Origin of the sequence: Jeotgalibacillus aurantiacus, assembly GCF_020595125.1 — a bacterium.
GTDB lineage: Bacteria > Bacillota > Bacilli > Bacillales > Jeotgalibacillaceae > Jeotgalibacillus > Jeotgalibacillus aurantiacus.
Genome location: NZ_JACNMS010000003.1, coordinates 118,623 through 145,018, shown reverse-complemented (window position 1 = coordinate 145,018; position 26,396 = coordinate 118,623). Strand labels below are relative to the sequence as shown.

24 protein-coding genes and 1 pseudogene are annotated in these 26,396 nt (G+C 44.3%); 10 read left to right on the top strand and 15 right to left on the bottom strand.

The features are described from left to right. Positions 1–193: 193 nt before the first annotated feature. A complete protein-coding gene (locus H7968_RS10225) occupies positions 194–1,774 on the top strand; it encodes a glutathione ABC transporter substrate-binding protein (protein WP_227396056.1) in 1,581 nt (526 codons plus the stop codon). Between the two features lie 311 nt (positions 1,775–2,085). Here H7968_RS10225 and H7968_RS10220 read toward each other — a convergent pair whose 3' ends face one another. From H7968_RS10220 to H7968_RS10210, 3 genes are all read right to left on the bottom strand, one after another. After that, on the bottom strand, positions 2,086–2,604 hold the full coding sequence (locus H7968_RS10220; RefSeq protein WP_227396055.1) for a hypothetical protein: 519 nt from the start codon (positions 2,602–2,604) through the stop codon (positions 2,086–2,088). A gap of 109 nt (positions 2,605–2,713) precedes the next feature. After that, positions 2,714–3,367: an SDR family oxidoreductase gene (locus H7968_RS10215; RefSeq protein ID WP_227396054.1), complete on the bottom strand. Its 654-nt coding sequence runs from the start codon at positions 3,365–3,367 to the stop codon at positions 2,714–2,716. Positions 3,368–3,751: 384 nt separating this feature from the next. Further along, on the bottom strand, positions 3,752–4,390 hold the full coding sequence (locus H7968_RS10210) for a GNAT family N-acetyltransferase (RefSeq protein ID WP_227396053.1): 639 nt from the start codon (positions 4,388–4,390) through the stop codon (positions 3,752–3,754). Positions 4,391–4,604: 214 nt separating this feature from the next. Between H7968_RS10210 and H7968_RS10205 the strand changes: the two genes are divergently transcribed. Then, entirely contained in the window at positions 4,605–5,216 is a 612-nt protein-coding gene (locus H7968_RS10205; protein ID WP_227396052.1) for a hypothetical protein, read from the top strand. Positions 5,217–6,132: 916 nt separating this feature from the next. On the opposite strand, the gene H7968_RS10200 is transcribed toward H7968_RS10205, so the two are convergent. Together H7968_RS10200 and H7968_RS10195 are read right to left on the bottom strand one after the other, a co-directional pair. Then, a complete protein-coding gene (locus tag H7968_RS10200) occupies positions 6,133–6,426 on the bottom strand; it encodes a putative quinol monooxygenase (RefSeq protein WP_227396051.1) in 294 nt (97 codons plus the stop codon). Between the two features lie 21 nt (positions 6,427–6,447). Continuing rightward, the gene (locus H7968_RS10195; RefSeq protein WP_227396519.1) at positions 6,448–7,086 is read right to left on the bottom strand and encodes a nitroreductase family protein; all 639 of its coding nucleotides are present in this window, start codon (positions 7,084–7,086) and stop codon (positions 6,448–6,450) included. A gap of 147 nt (positions 7,087–7,233) precedes the next feature. Between H7968_RS10195 and H7968_RS10190 the strand changes: the two genes are divergently transcribed. Continuing rightward, a complete protein-coding gene (locus H7968_RS10190) occupies positions 7,234–8,091 on the top strand; it encodes an MBL fold metallo-hydrolase (protein ID WP_227396050.1) in 858 nt (285 codons plus the stop codon). Positions 8,092–8,114: 23 nt separating this feature from the next. On the opposite strand, the gene H7968_RS10185 is transcribed toward H7968_RS10190, so the two are convergent. Next, positions 8,115–8,603 carry an STAS domain-containing protein gene (locus H7968_RS10185; RefSeq protein ID WP_227396049.1) on the bottom strand — a complete coding sequence of 163 codons (489 nt, stop codon included), beginning with the start codon at positions 8,601–8,603 and terminating at the stop codon, positions 8,115–8,117. A 145-nt stretch (positions 8,604–8,748) separates the two neighbouring features. Between H7968_RS10185 and H7968_RS10180 the strand changes: the two genes are divergently transcribed. Further along, positions 8,749–9,090 (top strand): NIPSNAP family protein, encoded by a 342-nt coding sequence (locus H7968_RS10180; protein ID WP_227396048.1) that lies wholly within the window; start codon positions 8,749–8,751, stop codon positions 9,088–9,090. A gap of 32 nt (positions 9,091–9,122) precedes the next feature. On the opposite strand, the gene H7968_RS10175 is transcribed toward H7968_RS10180, so the two are convergent. After that, the gene (locus H7968_RS10175) at positions 9,123–9,593 is read right to left on the bottom strand and encodes a GNAT family N-acetyltransferase (RefSeq protein WP_227396047.1); all 471 of its coding nucleotides are present in this window, start codon (positions 9,591–9,593) and stop codon (positions 9,123–9,125) included. Between the two features lie 168 nt (positions 9,594–9,761). Between H7968_RS10175 and H7968_RS10170 the strand changes: the two genes are divergently transcribed. Beyond that, complete coding sequence (locus H7968_RS10170; protein ID WP_227396046.1) at positions 9,762–10,625, top strand: LysR family transcriptional regulator; 864 nt, start codon at positions 9,762–9,764, stop codon at positions 10,623–10,625. Between the two features lie 283 nt (positions 10,626–10,908). On the opposite strand, the gene H7968_RS10165 is transcribed toward H7968_RS10170, so the two are convergent. From H7968_RS10165 to H7968_RS10155, 3 genes are all read right to left on the bottom strand, one after another. Further along, positions 10,909–11,190 (bottom strand): putative quinol monooxygenase, encoded by a 282-nt coding sequence (locus tag H7968_RS10165; protein ID WP_227396045.1) that lies wholly within the window; start codon positions 11,188–11,190, stop codon positions 10,909–10,911. A 61-nt stretch (positions 11,191–11,251) separates the two neighbouring features. Further along, the gene (locus H7968_RS10160) at positions 11,252–11,917 is read right to left on the bottom strand and encodes a type 1 glutamine amidotransferase domain-containing protein (RefSeq protein WP_227396044.1); all 666 of its coding nucleotides are present in this window, start codon (positions 11,915–11,917) and stop codon (positions 11,252–11,254) included. Between the two features lie 276 nt (positions 11,918–12,193). Then, positions 12,194–13,279 carry a citrate synthase/methylcitrate synthase gene (locus tag H7968_RS10155; protein WP_227396043.1) on the bottom strand — a complete coding sequence of 362 codons (1,086 nt, stop codon included), beginning with the start codon at positions 13,277–13,279 and terminating at the stop codon, positions 12,194–12,196. A gap of 112 nt (positions 13,280–13,391) precedes the next feature. On the opposite strand from H7968_RS10155, the gene H7968_RS10150 reads away from it, so the two are divergent. After that, the gene (locus H7968_RS10150) at positions 13,392–14,270 is read left to right on the top strand and encodes a LysR family transcriptional regulator (RefSeq protein WP_227396042.1); all 879 of its coding nucleotides are present in this window, start codon (positions 13,392–13,394) and stop codon (positions 14,268–14,270) included. A 129-nt stretch (positions 14,271–14,399) separates the two neighbouring features. Beyond that, positions 14,400–15,356, top strand: coding sequence for an oxygen-dependent tRNA uridine(34) hydroxylase TrhO (gene trhO, locus H7968_RS10145; RefSeq protein WP_227396041.1), 957 nt, complete (start codon positions 14,400–14,402; stop codon positions 15,354–15,356). A 405-nt stretch (positions 15,357–15,761) separates the two neighbouring features. Here the strand turns inward: trhO and H7968_RS10140 are convergent, their stop codons facing one another. Then, positions 15,762–17,093, bottom strand: coding sequence for an MATE family efflux transporter (locus H7968_RS10140; protein WP_227396040.1), 1,332 nt, complete (start codon positions 17,091–17,093; stop codon positions 15,762–15,764). A gap of 343 nt (positions 17,094–17,436) precedes the next feature. Here H7968_RS10140 and katG point away from each other — a divergent pair, with 343 nt between their 5' ends. From katG to H7968_RS10125, 3 genes are all read left to right on the top strand, one after another. Then, positions 17,437–19,632 carry a catalase/peroxidase HPI gene (gene katG / locus H7968_RS10135; RefSeq protein WP_227396039.1) on the top strand — a complete coding sequence of 732 codons (2,196 nt, stop codon included), beginning with the start codon at positions 17,437–17,439 and terminating at the stop codon, positions 19,630–19,632. 45 nt (positions 19,633–19,677) lie between these two features. After that, entirely contained in the window at positions 19,678–19,869 is a 192-nt protein-coding gene (locus H7968_RS10130; protein ID WP_227396038.1) for a hypothetical protein, read from the top strand. A gap of 351 nt (positions 19,870–20,220) precedes the next feature. Next, positions 20,221–23,010, top strand: coding sequence for a bifunctional diguanylate cyclase/phosphodiesterase (locus tag H7968_RS10125; RefSeq protein ID WP_227396037.1), 2,790 nt, complete (start codon positions 20,221–20,223; stop codon positions 23,008–23,010). A gap of 143 nt (positions 23,011–23,153) precedes the next feature. Here H7968_RS10125 and H7968_RS18170 read toward each other — a convergent pair whose 3' ends face one another. The 4 genes and pseudogenes from H7968_RS18170 to H7968_RS10110 all read right to left on the bottom strand — a co-directional run bounded on the left by H7968_RS18170 (position 23,154) and on the right by H7968_RS10110 (position 26,270). Continuing rightward, positions 23,154–23,645: a methyl-accepting chemotaxis protein gene (locus H7968_RS18170; protein WP_406566410.1), complete on the bottom strand. Its 492-nt coding sequence runs from the start codon at positions 23,643–23,645 to the stop codon at positions 23,154–23,156. Positions 23,646–23,678: 33 nt separating this feature from the next. Then, positions 23,679–24,059, bottom strand: a pseudogene (locus H7968_RS18165) (PAS domain-containing protein); the annotation flags it as partial. 119 nt (positions 24,060–24,178) lie between these two features. After that, a complete protein-coding gene (locus tag H7968_RS10115; RefSeq protein WP_227396035.1) occupies positions 24,179–25,054 on the bottom strand; it encodes a phosphotransferase family protein in 876 nt (291 codons plus the stop codon). A 331-nt stretch (positions 25,055–25,385) separates the two neighbouring features. Beyond that, positions 25,386–26,270 (bottom strand): hypothetical protein, encoded by an 885-nt coding sequence (locus H7968_RS10110; protein ID WP_227396034.1) that lies wholly within the window; start codon positions 26,268–26,270, stop codon positions 25,386–25,388. Positions 26,271–26,396: the final 126 nt, after the last annotated feature.

Here is a 26,396-nt window from a genome sequence, read left to right as displayed (position 1 = left end):
TATTTCGCTAAACTAAATTTTCCTGTTCCTACATAAAAGAAGTGACCATCACATCACCTTACTCTTTCACTTTAAACGGTTAAAAAGAATCATTCTCAAATTAAGGTTGATTTCACAGCAAGACCCTGATTATAATTTCAATTATTAGAATTTTCGTAACACTAAATAAATTTCACATCAGGAGGAGTGCAACATGAGAAAAACTTGGATGTTAACGGCAATGATTGTATTAACGCTTATCTTATCAGCATGTGCGGGCGGCAGTGAATCGTCCTCATCTGAAGGATCCTCTTCAAATGGCGGTGGCGAGCTTGTCATTGCCACTCTGTCAGATGCGGTGTCCATGGATGTTCATTTAACAAACGATATCCCGTCTGCCAATATGCAGATTCAGGTGTATGAACGCCTCGTGACGCAGGATGAAAATGCTGAAATTCAGCCGGCTCTTGCAGAATCCTGGGAAACAATTGATGATGTAACGTGGGAATTTAAGCTTCGGGAAGGTGTGGAGTTTCATGACAGAACCCCTTTTAACGCGGAGGCTGTAAAAGTAAACTTTGATCGCATTTTAGATGAGGAAATCGGTTCTCCCCGGGCTGTTCAGTTTGAAATGGTCGAAAGCGTCGAGGTTGTGGATGATTACACGGTTCGCTTTAACTTGAGTTACCCATTTGCTCCACTTTTAGCAAACCTGTCAAACGTAGGTGGCTCGATTGTGAGTCCGGCTTCCATTGAAGCAGACTATGAAGCGATGGCAAACGGCGAGCAGCCAGGAACGTATGTGAATAACAACCCTGCAGGTACCGGCTTCTTAAAATTTGATAGCTGGACGCCGGGTGAGGAAATGATTTTAGCAAAAAACGAGGATTATTGGGATGGTCCGGTTGACTACGATTCTGTAAAATTTCAGATCGTACCGGAAGGCTCAACGCGCGTCGCCAACCTTGAAACAGGTTATGCCCATATCATTGATCCACTCGCGCCAAATGAAGCAGCACGTGTCGAACAGCTTGAAAATGCTTCTCTGACCACTCAGGACAGCGTCGGATTAAATTATATCGGTTTTAATTTAGAAAAAGAGCCTTTTAATGATGTTCGCGTAAGACAGGCGATTTCAATGGCCATCAACAAAGAGGAAATCATCAACGGAATTTATGACGGTTACGGAACGGTCGCGACAGGTCCACTTGCGCCGCCGGTACCAAACGCAGCCAATGATCTGCCGGGTCTCGAATATGATGTGGAGCAGGCGAAGGCATTGCTTGCAGAAGCCGGCTATGAAAACGGATTTGACACAACAATCTGGACCAATGACAATCCGGAGCGCGAAAATATCGCAGTTGCAGTACAGGACGCTCTTTCACAAATCGGCGTAAATGTTGAGGTTGAAGTGCTGGAGTGGGGTGCTTACCTCGATCAGACAGCACAGGGTAATCACGACATGTTCATTCTCGGATGGTCCAACCAGAATGCGAACGCAGATAACGGACTGTATTCACTGTTCCACTCATCACAAATTGGTTCAGCAGGAAACCGTTTTATGCTGCGCGATGAAGAGATTGATGCCAACCTTGAAGAAGCCAGACAAACGAATGATGAAGCTGTGCAGGCTCAACTATACCGCGATGCACAGGAACGTCTGATTGAGCTCGCACCGATGATTTACCTGCAGCACCAGACTTATCTGGCTGGCCACGCTGACAATGTGGAAGGCTTCTGGATGAACCCAAGCGGCCTTTACCAGTTGAAGGATGTAGTGATTAACGAGTCGTAAGGATGATAGAGCAGGCTCCCTTTTGAGGGGGTCTGTTTTTTGGTTGGGGTGGTGGCTAGGTGGGTGCGATCGGTGGGATTCCTTCACTCGTCCGACTTATTCATTCTTTCCAGATTTTTATTCCTTCTTTTCAAAATTTTATTCCCTCGTTTGAAAAAATCATTCCTTCATTAGCGTTTGGGGCCACCATCATTCCTTCATTCAGGTAGCCGAATCCCCTCATTCACCCGCATGATTCCTTCACTCCCAAGCCCGATTCCTTCAAACCGTCTCTCCCAGGATTACTTCACAAAATGAGACAGCGTATCCATCTACTCCAGCTCCAGCACGCCCTCATCCATTTCAATATACTCCGTCAGCTCTACACCAAATTTCTCATACGTCACGGCAAGCTCCGTCACATCAAAATCTTCTCGCATATCCTTGCCAGACACACGAAGGATAATCTGAAACGGCCCTTCCACCTGAAAGCCTTCGACCTCAAGTAAAGATTCATCCATGTTTAGCTCGTGAACAGAATCAGTGGAAAATGTACCTATCGTCATGTCTGGATTGATCAATGTCTCCACGTGAAAATCTGCAGCTTCCCTTTCCAGTGTCAGACCTTTTTGTCTCACTTCAATTCCCTTCAATTCAGGTGTCCCAATGCCTTCCCACGTCACACCATAGGACAGATATATCTCTTTACCCTGCTCAAACGCAGAAAGGTCATGTATGGAAGAGTGACTTGTTTTATTGAAGCTTCCCGCCTGACTCACATAGTCAAACGCAAACCATCCGCTAAGGGACAGCACAACTATTAATATCACCACCATTGAAAGCTTCTTCATCAGCCAAACCCCCGTACTCTTTTTCTTGATTTTACCATCAAGATCTAAACATTTATACAATAAAAACACCCACCCTGTAAGCTTTCAGGATGGGTGTTATGATGTTCAGTTATAAAACCTTCACGGCATCGTCAACAGCGGTTTCCCCGCTGACTACCTGAAATTCTTTTCCGATCGTCGAGTCGTTTTGCAGCGTTGCGAGCAGCACGCTTGCGACATCCTCACGCGGGATTTCACCGCGTCCCACATTTTCAGCTGCCTGTACTTTACCGGTTGCGGCGTCATTTGTCAGTCCGCCAGGGTGAACAATCGTGTAATCGAGATCTGTTGCACGTAACCAGACGTCCGCGTAATGCTTCGCGACAACATACGGTGCAAATGAGGACGGTGCAGACTGAATCGCTTCACGCGTCGTATCAAACGAGCTGACCATGATATAACGCTTTACGCCGGCTTTCTTAGCCGCTTCAATTGTCTTCACCGCAGCATCGAGGTCAATCAGCATCGTTTTATCAGCACCTGTCTTAGGACCGGATCCTGCTGTAAAGACGATCGCATCCGTTCCCTCAACTGCTTTTGCAATCTCATCAATATCAGCTTTTTCAAGATCCGTTAACACCGTTTCAGCGCCCAGATCCTCAAAATACGGAACCTGCTCCTCTTTGCGGATCATCGCTTTTGCCTTAATGTCACCTGTGTCCTGAATTTTCGCCACCAGATGTTTCCCTACCTGACCATTTGCTCCAATCACTAATACTTTCATGTTCGTCACCCTTTCTGTTTTTAAGTCAGTGTTAGGTGTATGATAACGCCCAAAGAAAGCTGTGTCTAAAGATTCGGGTTGGGGATGTGTTTCTATTTCATTATTGGTAAAATTATCATATCAAGAGGTGATACTGTATGAGAATATTCATTGGCTTTTTCATTCTTTTCATTGGTTGTTTTTTAATATCTTTAACAATAGACCAGTTTGGCACAGCCGGTAATTTATTGCTCAACGTTTTCGCTGGTCTGATCATGTGCTTAGGTGGTTACATTGTTCAAAGTCGAAAAAAGGGCTTGTAAAAGAAGTAATCTAGGCCTTTTTCACCCCGATTCAGTTGCCCCCTTCCCTACCTCTTTAGACAAAACACAACGTATTCTAGTTTCAAAACTCCTCCGTCACTACATCCTTCAATGCTTTCTTGAAATCCGCCGGCGCTTCTGTCAAAGTCAGCTGATGAAAGTCCTGCGAAGGCATAACTTTTTCTAAATAGGACAAGCATTCTTCGAGATGATTGTCCCTTGTTCCAAAACGTTTATCTGTGAGCAGTTGAAAACCAAAGTCTGAATAAAGCTTTATCGCTCTGAAGCTTTCAGGCTGAGTGTGCAGATAAACAGGATAGTCACAACTATTCAACCCATCCATATTAATCGTCAACAACGCTCTGCCTATGCCTTGTCCCTCGTATTCCTTTATCACCTTAAACCAGTGAATGGTTGTAAATTCCCCATAAGCTTTCCATGTTGCACAGGTTGCGACTGGCTGGTTTTGCTCATTAAAAACAAATAAAGTTTTGTTATAAAACTGTTCTTCATCCTGAAGATACACGCGGTTGAAATAATCCACCATAAATGACCGGTATTCTTTCGCCGTAGCCTCATCATCAAAAGGCATTGCCAGCCATGCCTCCATATCCTCCTTTTTCATCGACCTTATAGTAAAGCCTTCAGGCATAGAGCTGAATGCAGTCCGCTTAATCTCTCTGCACATCATAAACAGATTTTTTTCCGGCATGCTTTCCATGACATTTCCCCTCCAATACACTTTTTCAATCAACTTTATCACATTCAAACCAGCTTGAAGGATCTTGTAATTTCAAAGGTACATAATCAAACCATGCTTTTAAAAATCAAAATTTAAAATGACATATTTTTCTCTTTTTAACATCTCCACCCTGATCAAATGTTAAAATAGATAGTGTACTGATTTACATTTAATGAACTATGGGGGGATGATGTTGAAAAAGATGAGATTCTGGCCAATGATGATTACCGGGGTATTAATGATTGCAGGTTGTCAGCCTGTTGCCAACGGACAAGTCGATATAGACTATAAAACCTCTGAAGAACAACAGCAAATTGCTAATACCTTTACTTATGATGATTATAAAGAAGTATATGATACGGCGATTGCCGAAGCGGAATCCTATGACGCCGAAACATCTCTTGGACGATGGATCATATATACCCTGGTGCAGGAAGCGCTGTACTATGAAACGGATCTGAATGAGGCTCAGGTGATTCAACTTGCCGAACAGCAACAGGATGAATTGGCCACCTGGATTCGTTTAGCCAGTGAAAAATATGGTGTGACAGTATCAAATGAGGAGCTGGATGAATTTATTTCACAGGGACCAGACACGAGTGAGCTGCCGGAGCACCTGGCTTTAGCTGATGCATTGGGACTTACGCTTGAAGAGCTGAACCATGACTATGAACGGGATTTATACGAAAAAAACCTGATGTGGCTTGAGCTCGAGCCGATTTTGCAGGAAGAATATGAAACGAGCGATCCCCGGCAAATCATTGAACAGTTCGATGAAGAAGTTCAGAAGGAGTTAGGTCATTAGCACGACAGAGGACGATTAGTATATTAATGTCGATAGAGGAAATCTTATTGTCGATCTCACAACCTTTTCTGTCGTAAGCCGGCCGATTTTTGTTGTTAGCATCTCAAACCAGATGCAAAACGTCGTTAGCCAGGCTTTTTCTGTCGTTAGCGGACTTATTAACGTTGTAAGCAACTTCTTTTTTGTGCTTAGCGCCCACCAGATTGTCGATACTCTAGCATGCATTAGCCTTTCGCATTACCTTTTTAATGGAAAGAGTCATGGTGGGCGATCTCACCAGTTTTCTGTCGATCTCACAACCTTTTCTGTCGTAAGCAGACCGATTTTTGTTGTTAGCATCTCAAACCAGATGCAAAACGTCGTTAGCCAGCCTTTTTTTGTCGTTAGCGGACTGATTAACGTTATAAGCAACTTCTTTTTTGTGCTTAGCGCCCACCAGATTGTCGATACTCCAGCATGCATTAGCCTTTCGCATTACCTTTTTAATGGAAAGAGTCATGGTGGGCGATCTCACCAGTTTTCTGTCGATCTCACAACCTTTTCTGTCGTAAGCAGACCGATTTTTGTCGTTAGCATCTCAAACCAGATGCAAAACGTCGTTAGCCGGGCTTTTTCTGTCGTTAGCGGACTTATTAACGTTGTAAGCAACTTCTTTTTTGTGCTTGACGCCCACCAGATTGTCGATACTCCAGCATGCATTAGCCTTTCGCATTACCTTTTTAATGGAAAGAGCCATGGTGGGCGATCTCACAACCTTTTCTGTCGATAGCAAGCCACTTGATGTTGATAGGCCATCGATCACACATCAACTTTTGTTGATAGCACCCTAGAAACTGTTGATTGAACGAACTTCATCTGGAACCGGAGTTCAAAAAACAAGCCGGCATCACCAAACGGGTGATGCCGGCTTGTTTGTTTACTTCAGTTCATTCGCATCAAAGCTTCTCACGGTCACAGGTCCAGCTAAAAATCCGGCTGCTTGAGCTGAAAAAGCTTTAAAGTGTTCCGCTTCGTTGTGCTTTTGAATCGCCTCAGCACTTTCCCACATTTCGACCATGGTAAAGTGCGCAGGGTTTTCAACGTCCTGCTTCAAAGAATAAGAGATATTGCCTTCCTCTTTTTGAGACGCTGCAACGAGCGGCTTGACCGCTTCGCGAAAAGCCTGTTCCTTTTCAGGGTTAATGGTTAAATCGGCTAATATGATAATCATGTTTCCGCCTGCTTTCTATAATTATTTCCAACTCGTAATTTCTTCGATTGGCAGTCGGACAGATGGGTAGCCCTTGTCTGCTGCTTTACCGATTGAAATGAGCATGACCGGATAGTAGCGGTCTTTGTCCATACCGTATGCTTCTGCAATTTTATCCTTTTCGTAACCGCCAATCGGGTTTGTGTCATATCCGAATGCGCGGGCGGACAGCATCAGCTGCATGGACACCAGGCCTGCGTCGATCAGGTTCATTTCACGCAGCGTTTCTTCAGGTACTGCACCAAGCATTTCTTTGATCGCCGGAACCTGTCTGTCTCTGACCTCGGCAGGCATATATCCTTTTTCAACGGCTGTATTGTAAATGTCGTCTGTGTAATCAAGGCTGTTCATATCCACAAATACAGCGATCACAGCAGAAGACGTTTCGACCTGTGACTGGTTAAACTTAGCCAGTGGCTTTAACGTTTCCTTTCCTTCCTCACTGTCGATCACGACGAATCGCCACGGCTGCAGGTTCACAGAAGACGGGGCAAGTGTTGCCTCCTGGAGAATCTCTGTCATTTCTTCCTTGCTGATTTTGACGTTCAGATCATAATGACGAATGGAACGGCGTCCTGTGATAATTTCCTGGTAGTCGTTAATTTTAGTTTTATTCATGATGAAAACTCCTTTTTTGGCGTTTGTCACAAAACGTCTTTTTAGAAAATACTGTTGAGGAGTATAAAACAGGTCGGGCAGGACAATCAATTAATCTGCCTGACTACTGCTTTTAAAATCAGGTACAATATTGTGAGAAGAGAGGATGATATGATGACACAGCAATTGATTCATTTATCAGATAACACCGCCTACATGACGCCTGTCAGTGAAACAGACCGGCCGATTTTAATGGCTGTCAGAGGGGATCGCCATACGCTTTTGATTGATGGAGGAAATTCCGTAGCACATGCGCAGCTGTTTTTACAGCATTTAAAAGAAGCGGGGTTTCCTGCACCGACCTTAACCGTCGTGACGCACTGGCACTGGGATCACATTTTCGGACTCGCTGCCCTCTCCACCCCGATCATTTCCTCCGGTGATACGAAAAAAGCGATGGAAGAGCTCGTTGATTTCACATGGGATGATCAGGCAATTGACGAACGGGTGGCTTCAGGTGTGGAAATTGAATTTTGCGCCAAAGCGATCAAGGAGGAGTTTCAAGAGGAGCGGGATATTCGTATTGTACTGCCGGATATTCTTTTTGAAGATGAACTGACACTTGATTTAGGCGGCATCACATGCATACTGAGACAGGTTGGCGGGGATCATGCAGAGGATAGTGTGGTCGTCTATGTAAAAGAAGAAAAACTTCTCTTTCTGGCCGACTGCACGGCCCAGAAAATGTACGCGCCAAAGTGGTATTATGACGCTGAAAACACAGTGAAGCTCCTGGATACGCTCGATCAATTTGATGCCGAAACGTACGTTTACTCCCATTGGAAGCCGGCTTCAAAAGAGGAGTTTCAGAAAGAGGCCACACTTTTACGGACGCTGGCTGAACTCGTTACAAAGCACGAGGGAAATCGTGAGGACATGGTCAGAGCGCTTGAGGTGCGTCTTGAGAAATCACCCGAGGAAGATGAGCTTGAAGTACTCGATTATTTTGTCAATGGATGGCATAAATAAAAGCACAGATCCGCTCTGTGCTTTTACTCTGCCTGTAAAGTAAGCTTTAATTTTTTCTTTTGTAACAGGTATTGAAGTCCTGCTTTAAACGAGGAAAACACCTGCGTTTCCTTAAAGGCTACTGGATTCATCTGAATAAGATATTGAGCAAGCTTCGGTGAAAAGCCCACAAAGATCGTCTCCGCTCCCATCATTTTCAGTACATTTACCAGATCATTCATCCGATTACTCAACAGCTGATACTCTCCGCTGCTGTCAAAATCCAGCTCGTCTATTCCTGTAAAATCGATCAGTACAGCAGACGTATCCTCATGATGAATTTTTTCAGCCACTTTCTGCTGAATCTGCAGAAAACGCTCCCCACTCAGCGTGCCATTCAGCGGGACGAGAATCGTATTCGGCACTATGGATGGAATGATCGGCGCAGACAGTTCCTTCACCATCTTTTTATAATCTTCAATTTCACTTTTTAATGCCTCATTTTCAATTCTTAATCTCTCAAACTCGTCCATGATCATCAACCGCCTTAGCATGTAAACTAAAAGTTACGTTTACTATACCCCATTTATTTCGAGGGCAATCCAATGAAAAAGATCTCTATTTACACAAATAATTATATTTGAGATTATAAGGTAAAATCTTAAGCGGAGGTCACTTATGTTCTATCGCAGAAAATACTATCTCGTAAAAAATGAATTTGTTGATGCTTTCAACCAGCATTTTAATGATACAAACCTGCCCAACCAGCTTAAAAATGGCTCTCGCCTGGTTGGACGCTGGATGAGAAAACAGGATGAGAATCTGACCGAAATCTTTGCCATTTGGGAATACGATCATTATGACCAGTATGTAGAAATCGAAACGCGGATCAAGCAGAATGAGGCACACGTCCAAAGGATCCGGGACTGGTATGAAAAGCACGGCGGGAGAGACTATATTTACAAAGAACTTATTGTCGAAGTGAAAAATGAGGCTTTAGAGAGCACGGTCTCACTGTAGAAAAAGATCAGGCGCAAGCCTGACTTTTTTATTTATGACTCCGGGAAATATTCCATCGGTTCCGTGGCGCGGTTATAGCCATTCCGTTCGTAATAGTCTACACTGTCTTCACTCGGCCAGACAATCACAAACTCATATCGATGCTCCTCAACCCACTCATGAATAGCTGTCAGCAGCTTACTGCCAATCCCTTTACCTCTGTAATCAGGCAGCGTATATACATTTGTCATAAACACAATCGGATACGTTACCCGGCCAGGACGCGGCACCTTCTCAACCAGCTCCGTGTAAATGTGTGAAAGCACCTTACCTTCCTCTTCTGCCACCCAGATCCACCACTTCTGACCTTCAATCGCGCTCTCTAAAAAAGCCCTGCATTCCTCTTCAAAAACCTGATAGGAGGTATCCTTCACCTTCCCTGTCTCATCATGCTCAATCGTAAAATCCCACCTCATTTTAATCAGTTGCGGGATGTCTTGTGGTTGTGCGGGTCTGATGTTCATGTAAACACTCCTTTTTATGTATCCAGTTATTTTACATAAATAAATGCGAAAAAGATTCATCCACACACCAATAAATATTTTTATCCAAAATCACATCAAATCTTATTTGTCTTATACCAGACCTCGATTTAAACTGAACATAACATTCTTTTGTAAAGGACGAGGACGATGATTGATTTTGAATGGTACAGGAGTTTTATACATGTTTATCAGCAGCGATCGGTTTCCGCAGCAGCCCGCGTACGCTTTTTGACGCAGCCGGCCATCAGTCAGCATATTGCGGCACTGGAGGCGGAAGTTGGGGAATCTCTTTTCATTCGTGCGCCAAGGGAAATGATTCCGACTGATAAGGGTAAGGAGATTTATACGCAGGTGATTGGACTGATTGACCGTTTGGAGGAAATTTCATTGGAGGCGAAGCATCAGGCTGGCGCCGATCTGACACGACCTCTTTTAAAATTTGGCGGTCCGGTTGAATATGTATCAAAACGCGTGATCCCCAATTTACCTATGGAGGCTGCACAATTCATCGCAACATTTGGGCTGGCGGATTCTCTGACAGAGCGACTTGTCAATCGAGAGCTGGACTTTATTATTTCTACAAAACGGAGCAGGGAATCAGGCGTTCAATATATTCCGATTGAAACAGAACATTTTGTGATTGTTGCACCTGCATCCGTAGATGAACCAGTTGGTGATCTAAATGAATGGCTGGATCAGCAAAGCTGGCTGAGCTTCGGTCTTGAACTGCCCATTATCCGCCGCTATTATCAGACTCATTTCGGTCAGCGGCCCACGTTCCGCCCAGATCTGATCCTGCCAAATATGGAAGCCATTTTGTCCGGTATTAAAGCAGGCCACGGTATCAGTGTCCTGCCGTCCTATTTTATAGAAGAAGCGGTGAAACTTGGTCAAGTGCGGGTCGTTGCGCCGGAGCGAAGCGCAACCAATGTCATCTATCTGGCCTATCGCACTGAAAGCAGGCATGACCCGATGATCCAAAAGCTGGTTGATGCTTTGAAAAGTGAGTGATGGAATCCTTTTTTGAAAAGAAGGAATCCGTGGGTTGTTGTGAAGCAATCAGACGGGATGTTGAAGGGAAAATGAGTGCTTCAACACGTTGTGAGGGAATTAATTTTTGAAACGAGTGAATCATTTTCCAGAAAGAAGGAATCGAAATTTCAAAAGCCTGAATAACCAGAGTGTATGAGGGAATTCCGTGAACGCGGCCGAGTCTGCATGCTCCAAGCGCACAACTCTCTTCCGCGTCAAACTCAAAACATCCACACAAAAAGAGCAGGCAGCCCTGCTCTTTTTATAATTCCTTTAACCGGTGAACCACCCTCGACTCTGTGTGCGCCGCACTCTTCTCACGATAGGCAAGATAATGCTCCGAATTCATATGTGCCTCGAAGGCCTCCTGATCCGCCCATTTTTCGTAAAACACGAACGTACCTTCATTTTCTGTTGATTCATGAAGTGTATATAGTACACACCCTGACTCCAAACGCGAAGGGGCAACAACATCTTGCACAACCTCACGCAATGCTGCTTCATGTCCTTCTTTTGCAGTTAAAATCGCCTGAATAATGATCATCTTACTTCTCCTCTCTATTTAAAATAAAGCCGGCTCCAATAAGAACCGGCCTTCATCTTATTTACCCGTTTAGCGAATCAATAACAGCTTTTGCCACGCCAACGGTTGATTGTGGATTCTGACCTGTGATCAGCTTACCGTCCACTTGAACGTTTGCCGTGAAGTTATCGGCTAAAACAACGTTAGCACCAAGCTCGCGAAGACGTGTTTCAAGCATAAATGGCATATAAATATCCAGCCCTGTTGCACGCTCTTCTTCGTCAGTAAATGTGGCAATTGTTTTGCCTTTTACAAGAGGTGACCCGTCTGATAGCGTCGCCCCAACTAAACCGGCAGGACCGTGGCACACTGCGGCAACCGTTTTATCTGCTTCATATAACTCACGAAGGGCGCGGCCAAGTACCTCACTGCCTGGCAGATCAAACATCGTACCGTGTCCACCTGGAAGAAAGATCGCATCATAAGCGCTGAAATCCTCAATTGTTCTTAAGTCAATAGTGTTTTCAAGATGGCGCTTTGTTTCAAGAATGTCCTCTGACACTTCTCCTTCAAGACTGCGTGCATCGACTGGTGTTTGACCGCCTGCCGGACTCGCCACTGTGATGTCGTAACCTTCACGATCAAATTCCACATAGGCTTCACCAAATTCAGAAAGCCAGAGACCCGTTTTATGTCCATCCTTCATTTCAGATGCGTTTGTTAAAACCATTAATACTTTTTTCGTCATGATTAATTCCTCCCTGTGATTGATTACAGCTTTATCTTAAGGCGGAATAATCGATAATACAAATTAGAAAAAATGACTTAAATGATAAATATTTTTATAGATAAGAGGGGCGACTGAACATTCCACATGCAGGTCAAATATCACAATCTTGTGAACCAGCGGCAAAATCCTGTGAAACCGCTCCATTATTCCGCGAACCTCACTCATCATTTTGCGAAACAATACCAAAATCCTGCGAAACTCAGACAAAATCTTGCGAACCTCATCCAGGCTACATCACTTCAACTCCCCAACATACTCGGCCTGAGGTCTGAAGATCACGTTATCCTCCGCCTGCTCCAGCACGTGCGCGGTCCAGCCAACGATGCGGCTGGCGGTGAAAGTAGGAGTGAATAGTTCTGCCGGAAGATCGATGGATTTCATAATGGCTGCGGCATAAAACTCTACGTTCGTATACAGCGCGCGTCCTGGCTTCAGGTCTGCCAGTACGGCGATCGCAGTTTCCTCTACGTGCAGAGCCAAATCCAGCCACTCATCTGCGCCATTGGATTCAGTGAGTTTATCACGCAGTGCCACTGATCTCGGGTCATGTGTTTTGTAAACGCGATGGCCGAATCCCATCAGTTTTTCTCCAATCGTTATTTTTTGGCGAATCACTTTTTCCGCGCGATCTTTCGTACTGATTTCATTGAGTAGATCAATCACTCCGGACGGCGCTCCCCCGTGAAGCGGTCCCTTCATCGTACCGATGGCAGCTGTTATCGCTGACACAAGGTCCGATTCCGTGGATGCTGTGACTCTTGCTGAAAAAGTGGATGCGTTCATGCTGTGCTCCATCGTCAGAATCATATACGTTTCGAGCGCAGCTTTTACTGCTGTTGAAGGCTGTTTGCCCGTGAGCATATATAAGTAATTTTCAACATGATCCAGTGAGCTGTCAGGTTCAATCAGCGACTCTCCATTTAGAAGCCGCAACCGGTTTGAAATAATGGTTGGCACGAGTGCCGTCAGTCTGATTGCCTGGCTGATCGTTGGTTTCCACGCGTAATCTGAAGTTCCCTGAGCAGAAAGCACGGTTCTGATCACACTCATCAAATCCATTTGGTCAGGAAGCGCGGTTAAAACGCTCATTGATGACTCAGACAAAGTCCGTTGCTGAACAAGGGCTTTCTTTAAATCATTCAGCTCTTTCTTATCCGGTAATCTTCCGTTCCAAATCAAATAGGCGACTTCCTCAAACGAATATTGACTGGCAACATCCCGGATTTCATACCCTCTGTAAAATAGTTTTCCTGCCTCACCATCTATATGACTGATGGCTGTGCGGGCAGCCGTTACACCTTTTAAACCTGGAGAAAACATTAGATCCATCCCCTTTTTGTTTTGATAACTTTATTGTAAAGGGACATAACATTTAATAAAATTAAATATAATTAATAATATCAATTAAATTAATTAATCAGAGGTGAAATCAATGGAGTTAGTCTGGCTGCGCACTTTTGTAACAGCGGCTCACTATCACAATTTCAGACGGGCGGCCGATCAGCTTTATATTTCGCAACCCACTGTGACCGTTCATATTAAACTGCTCGAAAAGGAACTCGGCACGACGCTTTTTGACCGGTCCAGTAAAAAAGTGAAATTAACAGAGGCTGGCCATAAATATCTCAGACATGCCAGAGAATTACTCGATCGTTATGAGGCAGGAGTAGCTGAGCTTCAGTCTTTTACACAAGGCTATTCTTCGAAAATGAGCCTGGCGATTTCACCCCTCATCGCTGATCATCTGATGCCGTATGTGCTGAAGCAATTTTTAAAGGTTCATCCTGAGCTTGAGATCTCAGTCAAAATCATTGAGTCTGAAGAGATTGAAGCAGCTGTTTTAAATGGGGATGTCGATCTCGGATTGTCCTGCCTGCCAAGTCACCAGTCCGATTTAAAAAGTGAGCTGCTGTTTACAGATCAGGTCATCATGGTAGCACCACATGATGGACGCGATGCGGAATCGGCTTATCCTTTAGAGGAAGAGGAGCTTTTGTCCTCTCATTATTTACTCACGCATAATCATCCCGGGTACTGGGACGAGCTGGCGCAGACGATTAAAGTCTTTTATCCGGCTGCCAAAATGATGAAGGTGTCTCAAACTCATATTACAAAGCGGTTTATTGAGGAGGGGCTTGGTGTCTCCTACCTCCCTTCTTCCTCTGTCCGACGGGAGCTGCTGGAGGGAAGACTGCTTGAAGTGCAGACGGATACATTTAAACTGCCAAAAGCCTACATTTACGCTGTGACAAAAGATCAATTCACCATTCAAAAGGAATTCATCGCCTTTTTATTGCGCTTCAGGCTGTAAACCAGGAAAAGAATTCATGGAAAGTTCAGGTTTTCCTCTTTACGAACGGGCCTGAAATGGAGTAAAGTAATAGACGGTTCAAACCCATCAGGTTATTCCTGCAAAATAAAATGATAGGTGGAAAAAAACGTGGATTATCGAGTTTTATTGTATTATCACTACACGCCGATTGAAGATCCGGCTGCTTTTTCGGAAGAGCACCTTGCTTTCTGTAAAGAGCTTGGACTTAAAGGCCGTATTTTAGTTGCGCATGAAGGCATCAATGGTACTTGCTCAGGCACAATCGAGCAGACAGATGCTTACATGGAAGCCATGAGAAACAACCCTATGTTTGAAGGAATCGTCTTTAAAATTGATGAGGCTGAAGGGCATACTTTTAAAAAGATGCACGTACGTCCTCGTCCGGAGCTTGTTAACCTAAGTCTTGAGGATGATGTTAATCCAAATGAATTAACAGGCCGCTATTTGTCACCTAAGGAATTTTACGAAGAAATGCAGCGCGAGGACACAATTGTTCTGGATGCGCGTAACACATATGAATATGATGTCGGTCACTTCCGCGGCGCAATTCGTCCGGATGTGGAAACATTCCGTGACCTGCCAAACTGGGTACGCGAAAACCGCTATATGCTTGAGGGTAAACGCGTACTGACATATTGCACAGGCGGAATCCGCTGTGAGAAATTCTCCGGCTGGCTTGTGCGCGAAGGCTTTGAGGACGCAGCACAACTTCACGGCGGAATCGCGACTTACGGTAAGGATCCGGAAGTAAAAGGTCAGCTATGGGATGGCCAGATGTACGTTTTTGACGAGCGTCTGACGGTTCCGATTAACCAGGTGGAGCACGTTGTAGTCGGCAAAGACCACTTCGACGGCACACCATGTGAACGCTACATTAATTGTGCGAACCCGGAGTGCAACAAGCAGATTCTCGCATCAGAAGAGAATGAAGCGAAGCACTTAGGCGGATGCACAATCGAGTGTACGAAGCACGAACGCAACCGCTACAGCGTGCGTCACGGACTAAGCGAAGACGTCGTCGCAGAGCGCATCGAAGCCCTTGAAAAAGAGCTTGCGGTGAAATAATGTAACTTATGAACGATAAAACCGGCACTGCTCACTTGAGCGGTGCCGGTTTTTTGTTTGGAAGGAAGGTTGGACGCGGAGGTACTCGACATTTTAGACGGGTGGTTTCGCGGGCGTGGGTTGCGCAAGTTGGCTCCGTTGCGGAATTCCTTCACTCCATCGAATGATTCCATCTTTCTGGAAATGGATTCAGGCTTTTGAAAAACGGATTCCCTCGTTTCAGAAATTAATCCCTTCACTACACCCTCCTGCCTTCCTTTTTCCTTCATTTAGCCAAGTGGATCCCTTCATAACCAGAATAGATTCCCTCACTAGCGAAATGAATTTCATCACACCAACGGACGTCCATTTTCCCGCGAAACACACCTGACTCAAATTAAACCCCACTCCGCGGCAAACAAGCACTCAACTCTGTCCTACAACATCCCGCCTTGCAAACATCAAAATCAGTGCTGTTACCAGCATTTCAGCAATCGGCACGGATAGCCAGATGCCTGTTGCACCAAAAAACGTCGGCAGTACAAACAGGAGAATCGGCAGAAACACATAACTACGCAAAACAATAATCAGCGTGGATGTCCTGATTTTTCCGATCGACTGGAAATAGGTCATATAAACAAAATTGAATCCGAGGAACACATATCCGATAAAGAACAAGCGTACACCGGTTTCAGCAAGGTCCTTGACCTCCTCTGACTGAAGCCCGAACAAAGAAACGAGTAACGGTGCCGCAATAAGGCCAATCGTTAGCAGCAGCGCTCCAAGAATGAACGATGCCTTTTCACCAATTTTGACACTGTCGATTATCCGCAACTTTTCTTTGGCTCCGTGATAAAAGCTGATCATCGGCTGCAGTGCGGATTCAATACCAAAAAACGCAAGGAACATAAATCCGTGTAAATAGTTGACGACCGAAAACGCCGCAACCCCTGCTGTCCCAAGCAGGTTCACGATGGCCAGATTATAACCTGTCACAAACACAAGCACGCCCGCTTCTGCTAAAAAGCTCGGAAACCCAATCGCGAAAATCAGACCGAGTGCGCCCCATGACCATTTAAACGAAAACCTTCTGAGGTTGGAATCCTTGCGTAAGAAATGAACGAGTAGGACGAACAATCCAACGACGCTCGCGAGCACCGTCGCAAGGGCCGCCCCAAACACGCCAAGTCCGAGAACGAAAATCATATAATAATTCAGTGCGATATTAACAAGTGCCGTCACACCAAGCGCTACCATGGATAACGTCGGTCCCCCATCGTTTCGCACGAAAATACTGACCAGCTGCTGGAGGGCAATTAACCAGCCAAGGCTGAATAATACGCTTAAATAATCAACCGTTGGCGCTAGTGTTTCAGCATTGGCACCAAGGAGACCTGCAATGGTTTCAACATTGAAATAACCAATGAGGCCAATCGCAGTCAAAATCAAAATCGTACTGGCAAGCGCCTGAGAAAAGACTCCTCTTGCCTTTTCAACATTGCCTTCTCCCATATTAATAGAGTAGACAGTGCCCCCTCCAATTCCGATCCAGAGAGAAATAGAAAAAATCAATGAGAAAACAGGCATCGCCAGATTTACCCCGGCAAGACCAATTTCCCCTACCCCATTACCAACAAAAATGCCGTCAATGAGAATATTGACAGACATGAGCATCATGCCGAGCAGTGATGGAAAGAAATATTGATAAAAAACTTTATGAACCGGCTGTTGTAATAAACGACTGTGTGTACTGCTCATCTGCCTGCCTCCCGCTATGTATCTTTCACAGAAAGTATATCGCGTAATAGCCGTGACGGGAAATGATTCCCTAATTCGATACGTCATCTGGATAACATCACCAGCAAATTCAGGTCGCTTAAAATTTGTTTTAAGTCATCTATTCTATTATTCTTAAATTGTGTGTCACAGATTATTTTCCATCTTAAATAATAATCATTTTAAGTGATGCATTTTTCTTTCAATTCGAAAGCTAGTTTATTATAATTATAATCTGAGAACGATTATAATCCTTTCTCTTGCTGCAAAACGCAGTCAGATCAAGGATCCATTAATATTTTTACTTTAGAAGGGAGAATAAAACATGGATCACGAAAACAATGGCGGCACTTGCCCAATCACTGGACAGTCTTCTGAGGACAGTGCAATCACAACACAAAAAGTCGGTACAACGAACAAAGACTGGTGGCCAAACCAGTTAGACTTGAGCATTCTTCGTCAGCATGATAAGAAATCTAATCCAATGGGTGAAGATTTTAATTATGCGGAGGAATTCAAAAAGCTTGATTATGATGCATTAAAGAAAGATCTTCATGATTTAATGACAGATAGCCAGGACTGGTGGCCAGCTGATTACGGTCATTATGGTCCATTATTTATTCGTATGTCATGGCACGCAGCCGGTACGTATCGTACAGGTGACGGACGCGGAGGAAGCAGCACTGGACAGCAGCGTTTCGCTCCACTGAACAGTTGGCCGGATAACGCAAACCTTGATAAAGCACGCCGTCTGCTATGGCCAATTAAACAAAAATACGGAAATAAGATTTCATGGGCTGACTTACTTGTATTAACGGGTAACGTGGCACTTGAATCAATGGGATTAAAAACATTCGGTTTCGGAGCAGGACGTGCAGACGTTTGGCATCCGGAAGAAGATGTATATTGGGGTAAAGAAACAGAGTGGCTTGGGGACAACCGTTACTCCGGAGACCGCGATCTTGAGCATCCATTAGCCGCTGTTCAGATGGGTCTGATCTATGTTAACCCTGAAGGTCCTAACGGAAAGCCGGATCCACTGGCAAGTGCACGTGACATCCGCGAGACATTTGCCCGTATGGGAATGAATGATGAAGAAACTGTAGCACTGACTGCAGGTGGACACACATTCGGTAAATCTCACGGTGCAGGCGATGCTGATGAGCACGTAGGCGCACTTCCTGAAGCGGCAGAAATCGAAGATCAAGGCTTTGGCTGGAAGAGCACGTATAAGAGCGGAAAAGGCCGCGATACGATTTCAAGTGGTATCGAAGGTGCATGGACAGCGAACCCGACGAAATGGGATAACGGTTACTATGATCTGTTATTCGGTTACGAGTGGGAGCTGACTAAGAGTCCTGCAGGCGCATACCAGTGGAAAGCTGTTGGCCAAACGGAAGAACATATGGCACCTGATGCAGAAGATTCATCTGTAAAAGTTCCAACAATGATGACAACTGCTGATATGGCGATGAGAATGGATCCTGAATATGAAAAGATTTCACGCCGTTTCCACCAGAATCCGGATGAATTTGCTGATGCCTTTGCACGCGCATGGTTCAAGCTTCTTCACCGTGATATGGGACCAAAAGACCGCTACCTCGGACCAGAAGTACCTGAGGAAGAACTAGTATGGATGGATCCGGTACCGAAAGTAGATTACACACTTTCTGATGCTGAAATCGCTGACTTAAAGGCGAAAATCCTTGATTCAGGTTTAACAGTAAGTGAGCTTGTGAAAACAGCATGGGCTTCTGCAAGCACATTCCGCGGAACAGATATGCGCGGTGGTGCAAATGGTGCCCGCATCCGTCTTGCTCCGCAAAAAGACTGGGAAGCAAACGAGCCTGAACAGCTTCAAAAAGTGCTTGCTGTTTACGAAAAAATCCAGGGTGAGTTTGAAAAGAAAGTCAGCCTCGCTGATCTGATCGTACTTGGCGGAACAGCTGCTGTTGAAAAAGCTGCGAAGGATGCAGGTGTGGACGTAACGGTTCCATTTACACCTGGCCGCGGCGATGCAACGCAGGAGCAAACAGACGTTGACAGCTTTGACGTTCTTGAGCCGGTATCTGACGGATTCCGCAACTATCAGAAGAAGGAATACAGCCTCAGCCCTGAAGAAATGCTTGTAGATAAAGCTCACCTTCTAGGTCTGACTGCACCTGAACTGACAGTACTTGTTGGTGGACTTCGCGTTCTTGGAAACAACCATGGCGATACAAAGCACGGTGTCTTCACAGACCGCGTCGGTACACTGACAAACGACTTCTTCGTCAACCTGCTTGACATGGGTGTTGAGTGGAAGCCAAACGGCTTTAACCAGTATGAAGGCCGCGATCGCAAGACAGGCGAAGTTGTTCGCACGGCAACACGCTTTGATCTTGTATTCGGTTCTAACTCCATTCTTCGTGCCCTTGCAGAAGTCTACGCACAAGACGACAACAAAGAAAAGTTCGTAAAAGACTTTGTTGCTGCATGGGTGAAGATCATGGATGCAGACCGCTTTGACGTAGAGAAATAATATCGATGACTTCGAACCCCTTCCCTTTGTGGAAGGGGTTTTTGTATGGAGTTAGTGTGGATCTGGTTTGTCGCGGAAAGTGACAAAATGAACATTCACAGTCCTGTATCGCGTCAAACAGTGGTTGCGGATGAAGTGAAGGAATCGTTATCTGGAGTGAAGGAATCCGATCGGGGTAATGAAAGAATCCAGAATTTGAATGAAGGAATAAAGGCAGGTCACAGCGCTACTGAATGAATTAAATCCCAGAAAGAAGGAATTAAAATCTCAAACGAGCGAATACATTTTTTAAAAAGACTGAATAACTTCAACGAATGAAGGAATTCTTTCAAAAGACATCTCCAGATAAAGTTTCACCCACTCCAACTCTCTTCTTCATTTAATCACCCTTTAAATAACTGACACGTCGGACCACCCCTGATAAGTAGGAAAAATTTTAAAACACATACTTTTATACTATAAAAAGAAGGGTATATATTGAAGAATGACGAATATGAATAAAAATTTGTATATCATGTCGAAATGTTTACGGTCAACTACGCGAAACGGTAATGTCTCAACACATAAAGATTGAGAGAGGTGAAACAAATGCACCATGATCGTTACTCAAGGTTAGCCGAAATTACAAAGATGATTCATTTGAAGCTGGATAAGAAGTCTGTGCTTGAACAGGTTGTCATGGCCATTTCTGAAGAAATTGTCAGGTGTGATGCAGTGGGCATTTATTTGCCGATTGCAAAGGATCAGTTTCAGGGTTTTGTCGGAAAACCGGATAATTTTAATGGAATCACGCTCGATAAAATGGTGATTGATTTGAAAAATGACCGGTTTGCAGCCGAGATTGTTCAGACGAAAAAGAGCATTTATATACCGGATACAAGTAAAGATTCCCGTCCAGACCCGATTCCAATTGAATTATTTAAAATCAAATCAGTTTTTGGGATGCCTATTTATTTTGAGAACTCATTTTACGGTCTTGTTTTTCTGTTTGACTACAGCTCGCCGCTCCATTTAAACAAAGAGGAACTTGAGGCAATCGAATCCTACGTGATGATGGCAGCTGTGGCGATTCGTAACACTGAATTGTTTACTGCCTCAAAAAAACTGCTGAAAGATAAGCAGCTGCTGCTTGATGCAACGAATGACCTGTCGCGCTGTCTTACCCTACAGGAAGCACTTGAAACAAGCTTTCGATATGTCGGACAGGCGCTGAACAATCCGAACGTCGGCGCGCACCTGAAGGATATTGAGACGCAGACCCCCTCTCCTCACCGACTGTCAGCTGACAGCGAGTGGAAGGAAGAAGACTGGATTCAGGTTCATCGCGAGGTAAAAGTGAATTTTCAGGAGGATCCTGTTTTCAAAGAAGTGGTCGCAACAAAACGACCCTTATTAATTGAAGATGCCATCAATGATCCACGGCCCAACAAAACAGCCATTGAGCGTTTTGGAATCAGGTCCATGTATACACTGCCACTTATTTCACGTGGAGAGGTGCTCGGAACACTTGGTGTCGTCAGCTTCGATGGGCCCCGCCATTATACAGATGCCGAACAGCAGCTCGCCATCTCGATTGCCGGGGCAACAGCCGGGGTACTCGATAATCTGATTCATCTTGAGCAGCTGGAGCGGATTATCAGACATCGAACACGTGAGCTTCAGGAAAAAAATGAAATTCTGGAAACTATGAATAACGATCTGAGATTGCTCAGCAAAAAGAACGAATCCATTTTAAATTCTGCCGGGGAAGGTATTTACGGACTGAACAAAGATGGCGTGATTACATTTTGTAATCCGACCGCTGCTTCCATGCTTGCCTATGATGTTGAAGAGCTTGTCGGCAAAACACAGGATGACGTGATCGCTCATTATAAAAACGAGCAGGAACTTTACGAAAAGATGAGCTCTCCAATCCACCAGTCCTTATTAACAGGTCAAAAAGCGTACTCTGTAAATGAAAAATTCGCTAAAAAAGACGGCGCGGTTTTTGATGTTGAATACGTCTCTACGCCGATTCAAAATGGGGATCATCATAATGGTGTTGTCGTCACTTTTCGTGATGTGACAGAACGCAAACAAATGGAAAAACGCATTCATAATCAGGCCTACTATGACCTGATTACAAGGTTGCCAAACCGGACTTATCTTGTTCAGAAAATCAAAAATGCATTAAAATACATCGATCCTGTGAAGCATCGACTAGCCGTGATGTTTCTGGATCTTGACCGATTCAAGCTGATCAACGATTCCTATGGTCATACGATTGGAGACCGGGTTCTTTGCGAGGTGGCAGAGCGTTTCCAAACGCTTGTCACTGACAGGATTACGGTCGGAAGACTTGGTGGTGATGAATTTATTGTTTTAGTGGAGGAGGTAGAACGTCCGGAAGAACTGGATGAAATCGCGGCACAGTTTCTTCATGTTCTGAAAGACCCTATACACATTGGTAAACATGAGTTATTTACCGGCGCAAGCCTTGGTATCAGTATGTATCCGGATGATGCTCAAAATGAAGATGATCTGATCCGCAATGCAGACACCGCCATGTATGTGGCTAAAGAACAAGGTGGCACCTATCACTACTTCACCAGAATGCTCATGGAGAAAAATATCGAGCGGTCTAATTTACTGAATGCCCTTTATCAGGCTGTTGAGCGAAATGAGATGAAGGTTTATTATCAGCCGAAAGTCGACTATGAGAATAAGCAGATTACCGGCGTAGAAGCGCTTCTTCGCTGGACCCATCCCGAGCTTGGTAAAGTCCCGCCTGATAAATTTATTCCACTAGCTGAGGAAACCGGCATGATATTAAAAATTGGTGAATGGGTACTTCGCGAGTCACTGAGGCAGCTGAGGAAATGGCATGATCTGGGACACAACATCACCATGGCAGTGAATTTCTCTATCCGCCAGATTCAGCACCCGCGCGTGGTTCAAATGGTGAAATCCATGTTGGAAGAGGAACATCTGGAGCCCAAATATCTGGAGATCGAACTCACAGAGCACACTTTGATTCAGGCCCATGATATTGAGAAGCTGCACGAACTAAAAGCTCTAGGGATCAGCCTGTCGCTTGATGACTTTGGCACCGGCTACTCGTCGTTACGCTATATTAAAGATTTCCCTATCGACTGCATTAAAATTGACCGTTCGTTTGTTGAAAATATGATTCAGATTCCACACATTGCCGCTTTAAACTCAACGATTATCCATATGGCAAAACGCCTTGATTACAGGGTCATTGCTGAGGGTGTTGAGACGAAGGAGCAGATCGATCGCCTGATGCAGGAAGGCTGCCATTGCATGCAGGGCTTTTATTTCAGTAGACCTGTGCCTGCCGGTGAGATGCAGGAGATGTTTGCAAAAGAGCTGAGTTAACAAAGCGCAGGGATAACGCCCTGCGCATTTTCATGTAAAAGATGATGCAGTTAACTGCACGCGAAAAAGACCATTTCACCCTCCACCGTTTTTAAAGCGGACGTTAGCAAAATGACCTGTTTATTCATTGTCAGAAAGACGATTTAGATCAATTGCACAAACTGCTTTGATTTTGCATCCAGCTGTTTGGCTGATGATCCGATCATTTCAAAGTCTTCCACTGTTGTTTTAATCTGATCCTGGCTTTCTGTCACGCTTGTCATGACCGTGTGAGTGCCTGTTGTGATCTTTTCAACCTCACTCGTAATGGCATTCACCGTTTCTCTAACCTCACCAATCGATTGCTCCACTCTTGCTGACAGCTTCCGGACTTCTTTTGCCACAATATCAAAACCGCGGCCATGCTCACCAGCGCGTGCAGCTTCGATCGCAGCGTTTAAAGCAAGCAGGTTCGTCTGACTGGCAATCTCACTGATCGTTTTGACAATTCCGCTAATCTCATCGGTCTTTTCGTTTAACGATGTGAGAGTCGTTGAATTGTCTGATGAAACCGTCGTGATATGATCAATTTTCTGCAGAAGCTCACGACTTCGGATAACACCCTGGGCAGATCGCTGATTCAACTGATCAGACATATCCCGGAGATCATCCGCCAGCTCTTTTGAATTACGATATCTGGCAGTAATATCTGATGCAATCTTCGTCACACCAACGACTTTACGTTTATGCTCATCAAATACAGGCATATACGTAGCCTCAAGCCAGATCGATTCTCCTGCAGCATTTTTCCGCTCGATTTTATCTTGAAAAGTTTTCCCGTTGAACAAATCCCGCCAGAACTGCTCATATTCCCGGCTATTTGCAAATTCACTGAAACAGAGATCCCGATGATACATCCCTTCCAGCTGACTGACCTCATAGCCGACCGTTTTGGCAAAAAGTTTATTCACATAGGCTACCCGGCGATCCTCATCAAACCTGATAATCGCTAAATTATCCTCTATGGCATTGACAACTAAATCGTCTGTTACCTTCTGCTGCACATCCATGGTTAACCCTCCCAGGCATAAATTGGATAGTTACAACAAACTAATTAGACAAAAAAGGACTTTTATCCTTCTTTTTCGCTAAAAATTATGATTTAACTGAAAAATATGTCTATTGAGGCTTATTTGTATACCTTCAATTCTTCTTTTAATATCTCAAGGTTGCGTTCATAAAAGTCTCTATTCTGATCAATTCCGCGTCTCTGACACCAGCCAATACTGTTAAACGCGTCTGTAAAACGGTAGAAAATCAGTACACGATCCAGGTCAACTAATGGACGGATACTCCGGTATCCATCCTGATACGCCTGATAGAGAGACGGATCCAAACTTAAAAAATCGCGATGAATTTTCGAAAAGTCCATTTCCGTTGCACCGAAGCGCACACTTTCAAAATCAATGACTCCTGTGATCTGATTGTTCTTTACTAATATGTTTGCCGGCCGGAAATCCATATGAATAAAGCTCGGACCATCCGGGGCAGGCAGGTTACGTTTCATCTCAACGTACTTGTCGATCGACTTTTCATATAAAGCCGGATCAATCACCTTTTTTGTATCCTCTGCAAAACCGTAAAACATCCGATCCAAAAATGCTGACCAGTTCGGAAACTCATTATCTATGTTCGCCAAATCCAATCCGGCAGGCGGCTGAATCGCGTGCATCGAAGCATGATAGACACCTGTTTCATAGGCAAGGGATGTAGAAATGGTTGGCATGAGAGGCTGTCCTTCAAGCTCCGAAAGCAGCAGCGCTCCGGTTGTCTCATCGTCCCCCTCCCACACATCAAGCAGACGCGGAACCGCAATCCGCCCTTCAAGAATGCTGTAAGCCTTAATCTCCCGGTGAAACTTCAATATATTGAACGGAATCTTTATGTATACCGTTTCTCCATTGGTAAGGAGCACTTTATAAACAGTTGAACTATGCGAATCGGCCACATCACTGATTGATTGCGTCTGGAGACCGAAGTGTTTAATGATCTTGTTTAGTGTCATGTCTGGTGAGTCCTTTCTTAGTATGATTTTGTGACGCGGAGCTGGATGGCTGGTTTCAGGTTGGTTTGTCCGCGTCAAATTGGTGTGATCGGGGGGCGGGGGGGGATCGAAGGGTCCGGTGCTTTTGTATCGTTATCTCGAGTTATTCAATCGTTCCGGATTTTTATTGTACTGTATGAATTTTTTATTTCATCGTTTCAGGATTTAATTGTATCGTTAGCCTTCCAGCCATGGTTTTTTGTACTGTTACGATCAATAATTGTAACGTTTCAAAATGGATATGTACTGATTCAGAAGTGGATTGTATCACTACGATTGCACCATCCCCGAGTTAAAAGACAAGTTTATAACTGTCCCATGAATGCTCCCCTTCAAAATGAGCAAAGCTAAATAAACTGAAAGCCAGCAAATCTGTAGAATCAACCTCTACTTCTACTGTCTGAACACCCTTATTCTTCAGCCTGATCAATTGTTCCTTTAAAATACCTCTGAGTACTTCAATAGGTATTTCCTTTTGGAGCGATCCAATCCATCCAAATTCATAATGTTTGTTACCTGCAGGATACAGCGAAATGTAGCCTCTTATCACATCGTCCTCCATGTAAACCAGACTGTTCTGTAAATCCGGTTCCCCATCCAGCAATAGCTCTTCCCACTCGATAAGCGATCTTTCCGCCACAGGACTAACTAAATGACTATGCGTGTAATCAGATTTAAGCAATTGAATAAAAGACGGTTTTCGATCATCGTTCTGCAAAATTTCATCAAGAGAATACAGACCACGGGTGACCGTGTCTAGTGCTTCGAGCTTCTCTAAAAGAACGCTCACTTTCCAAGTAGGCATATATGTTTTTCGCATCAGCTGGAATTGATTTTTCTTCAATGTATCTATGATCATCGTTTCATCACTCATCACAGAACATACGAAGTGGTCTGCTGTTATGTCCGGAGTGTAATGAATCAACTTTCCAATCAATTCGTTGATGGTTTCCGATCCAATGGTTTCATCTGCAAATATATTTATTTTCTCTGCGTGTGGATGGAATTCGTTTCGCCAAGTGAAGGCAATGGCTGTAAATTCCGATCCTTTTTTCACCCCAAAAACCCGATGATATGTCCTTTTTAAAAGCCAATCAAATTCAATCAAATTCAAATGTAAACTCTTGCTGCAATCTTCTATATGACTTTGATTTATTTTTTCTATCGTGATATTCATGTTTTTCTTCCTCAAAGAAATTCTTTAAACAAATATAAGTGGTTTATTAAAATTATCATATCAAAAAAATGGAGTTTTTATTTAGGTTAACAAATATTTTTATAAGCTAAATTTATTTATTGACAT